This is a genomic window from Microvirga sp. P4_G7 (genome assembly GCF_056401005.1).
In genome coordinates, this window is the sequence record NZ_JBFUKD010000444.1 from 1 (window position 1) to 3245 (window position 3245).

At 64.3% G+C, this 3245-nt stretch carries 3 protein-coding genes; all 3 read left to right on the forward strand.

Going from position 1 to position 3245, the window contains the following annotated elements; genetic code table 11:
* A partial coding sequence (gene rplQ / locus AC1DT3_RS16095) for a 50S ribosomal protein L17 (RefSeq protein ID WP_477466252.1) occupies positions 1-241 on the forward strand: 241 nt, incomplete at its 5' end.
* A 148-nt stretch (positions 242-389) separates the two neighbouring features.
* A complete protein-coding gene (locus tag AC1DT3_RS16100) occupies positions 390-1814 on the forward strand; it encodes a DegQ family serine endoprotease (RefSeq protein ID WP_477466253.1) in 1425 nt (474 codons plus the stop codon).
* Between the two features lie 27 nt (positions 1815-1841).
* Positions 1842-3152 (forward strand): replication-associated recombination protein A, encoded by a 1311-nt coding sequence (locus AC1DT3_RS16105; protein ID WP_477466254.1) that lies wholly within the window; start codon positions 1842-1844, stop codon positions 3150-3152.
* The last annotated feature ends 93 nt before the right edge of the window (positions 3153-3245 follow it).

The window sequence follows — 3245 nt, forward strand, 5'->3', positions numbered from 1 at the left end:
TTCCCGCCGTCTGGCCATGGCGCAAATGCGCGACGTGGCGATGGTGAAGAAGCTCTTCGACGTCCTCGGTCCGCGCTACAAGGAACGTTCGGGTGGATATACCCGTGTCCTCAAGGCCGGCTTCCGCTACGGCGACAACGCGGCGATGGCCGTGATCGAGTTCGTCGATCGCGACGTCGATGCCCGCGGCCAGGATTCCGGCCCGGTGCAGATCGGCGAAACGGCCGAGGCGGCCGAGTAAGATTTCGGATCCAATCCGGGTTTCAGGGCGGCCTTCAGGCCGCCCTTTTTGTTTGTCTCTCTGGACGACGGGGTCGGCTCCCTGGCTGAGGCTTTGCCCTTTGGCCAAAGCCGCTTTATCCAAGACGTCAGATTGGTATGGATTCGTGATGCTCGCCCACTCGTTTCGCCTTCCTTTGACAACCCTTCCCCTTGCGCTTGCCCTCGGCCTTGCGGCCCTGACATCGGCGACCGCCCAGACCCGCACCGCGCCTGAAAGCAAGGTGCAGGTGCAGCTCTCCTTTGCGCCCATCGTGAAGGAAACCGCTCCGGCTGTCGTCAACGTCTACGCCACGCGCTCAGAGAAGCGGCCGCAGAACGCCTACATGGAAGAGTTCTTCCGGCGGTTCTTCGGCGAAGGCGGCGGGCAGGGCGTGCCTCCGGGCCGCCAGCAGAGTTCGCTCGGCTCCGGTGTGATTGTCGACGCGAGCGGCCTCGTCGTGACCAACAACCACGTCATCGAGAACATGACCGRTGTGAAAGTGGCACTCGCCGACAGGCGCGAGTACGAGGCCCAGATCGTGCTGCGCGATTCACGCACCGATCTCGCGGTGCTGAAGCTCAAAGCGCCGTCGGATCTCAAGGTTCTGCCGCTCGGCGATTCCGATGCCCTCCAGGTCGGAGATCTGGTGCTCGCCGTGGGCAATCCGTTCGGCGTCGGGCAGACGGTCACCCAGGGCATCGTCTCGGCCTTGGCGCGAACCCAGGTCGGCATTTCGGATTATCAGTTCTTCATCCAGACCGACGCCGCCATCAATCCGGGCAATTCCGGTGGTGCGCTGATCGACATGAACGGTCGCCTCGTGGGCATCAACACCGCGATCTTTTCGCGGTCCGGCGGCAATATCGGCATCGGCTTCGCCATCCCGGCCCGCATGGTCAAGGCCGTCATCGATTCAGCCCGCCTCGGATCCCGGACGGTCCGCCGCCCGTGGCTCGGTGCACAGCTTCAGGCGGTCGACGGCGAAATCGGCACAAGCCTTGGCCTCGACAGGCCGACCGGCGTTCTCGTCGCCTCCGTCTACGACAAGGGACCGGCTGCCGAAGCCGGGATCAAGCGCGGTGACGTGATCGTCGCCGTCGATGGGCAGAACATCGATAGTCCCGATGCGTTCGGCTATCGGTTTACCCTGAAGGGCGTGGACGGGCAGACGCCGATCACGGTTTTGCGCGGCGGCAAGGAGACGGTGCTCGACGTCAAGCTGGTGCCCCCGCCTGAAACCCGGCCACGCAATCCGGTTCGCGTGAAGACCCGCTCGCCCTTGACCGGGGCGACGTTGATGAACGTGTCGCCCGCCGTCGCGGACGAGCTTCAGATCGATATTTCGCAGGACGGGGTCGTCGTGTCAGATTTGGACGAGACCGGCGTTGCCGCACGGGTCGGTTTCCAAAAGGGTGATCTGATCCTCGCGATCAACGATCAGAAGATCTCCGAGACCAAGGACGTGGAGCGGCTGCTGCAGCGCGGAGAACGCTATTGGGAGATCRCGATCAATCGGAAGGGCCGGGTGTTCACCACGACGCTCGGCGGCTAGGCGGCCGGTCGACCGCGAACGATCCCCATGAGTGATCTCTTCACCTCGGCCGGCATGGACAAGGGCGCACCGCGCCCGCTCGCCGATCGGCTTCGTCCGCAGACGCTCTCGGAGGTCGTGGGCCAGGACCATATGGTCGGGCCCGACGGGATCCTGTCCCGCCTGATCGCCTCCGGCTCGCTGGGGTCCCTGATCTTCTGGGGACCGCCGGGGACAGGCAAGACGACTGTCGGGCGCTTGCTGGCGCGCGATACGGATCTCTATTTCGAGCAGATCTCAGCGATCTTCTCGGGCGTCGCCGACCTCAAGAAGGTCTTCGAAGCGGCGCGCTTCCGGCGCTCGACTGGGCAGGGAACGCTGCTCTTCGTCGACGAGATCCACCGCTTCAACCGGGCCCAGCTCGACGCGTTTCTGCCGGTCATGGAAGACGGGACGATCACGCTCGTCGGCGCCACGACCGAGAACCCGTCCTTCGAACTCAACGCCGCGCTTCTGTCGCGGGCGCGCGTTCTCATCTTCAAATCGCTCGATGAGAAAGCGATTCAGGATATTCTGCTAAGGGCAGAGGAAGTCACGGGAAAAAAGCTCCCGCTCGATGACGAGGCGCGGGCCTCGCTGGTACGCATGGCGGATGGCGACGGCCGTGCGGTGCTGACGCTGGCCGAGGAAGTCTGGCGCTCCGCGAAGCCGGACGAGGTGTTTGACGCAAGCCAGCTCCAGGACATCATTCAGCGCCGTGCGCCGATCTACGACAAGGGGCAGGAGGGGCACTACAACCTCATCTCCGCCCTCCATAAGACCGTGCGCGGCTCGGATCCCGATGCCGCCCTGTATTACCTCGCGCGCATGCTCGATGCCGGCGAGGATCGCCTGTTCATTGCGCGCCGGCTCGTCCGCATGGCAGTCGAGGATATCGGGCTCGCCGATCCGCAGGCCCTCGTCATCGCCAATGCCGCGAAGGACGCTTACGACTTCTTGGGCTCGCCCGAGGGCGAACTCGCTTTGGCGCAGGTCGCCGTCTATCTCGCCACCGCGCCGAAATCGAACGCGGTCTACACGGCCTTCAAGGCAGCATCCCAGGCGGCCAAGGAGCATGGCTCCTTGATGCCGCCGAAGACCATCCTCAACGCGCCGACGAAACTGATGAAGAACATCGGCTACGGAGCGACCTATCGCTACGACCATGACGAGCCGGATGCTTTCTCGGGCCAGGATTACTGGCCGGAGAAACTCGGCGCGCAGACCTTTTACGAGCCGGTCGATCGCGGCTTCGAGCGCGACATCAAGAAACGGCTCGACTGGTGGGCGAGGCTGCGCCGAGAGCGAAACGGCGAGTGACCTGAAGACATGAGCAATTTCTTGATCGTCTTCTTCGGCGCGGGCATCGGCGGCGCGCTTCGGCATGCGGTGAACCTCGCGGCGGCACGCTGG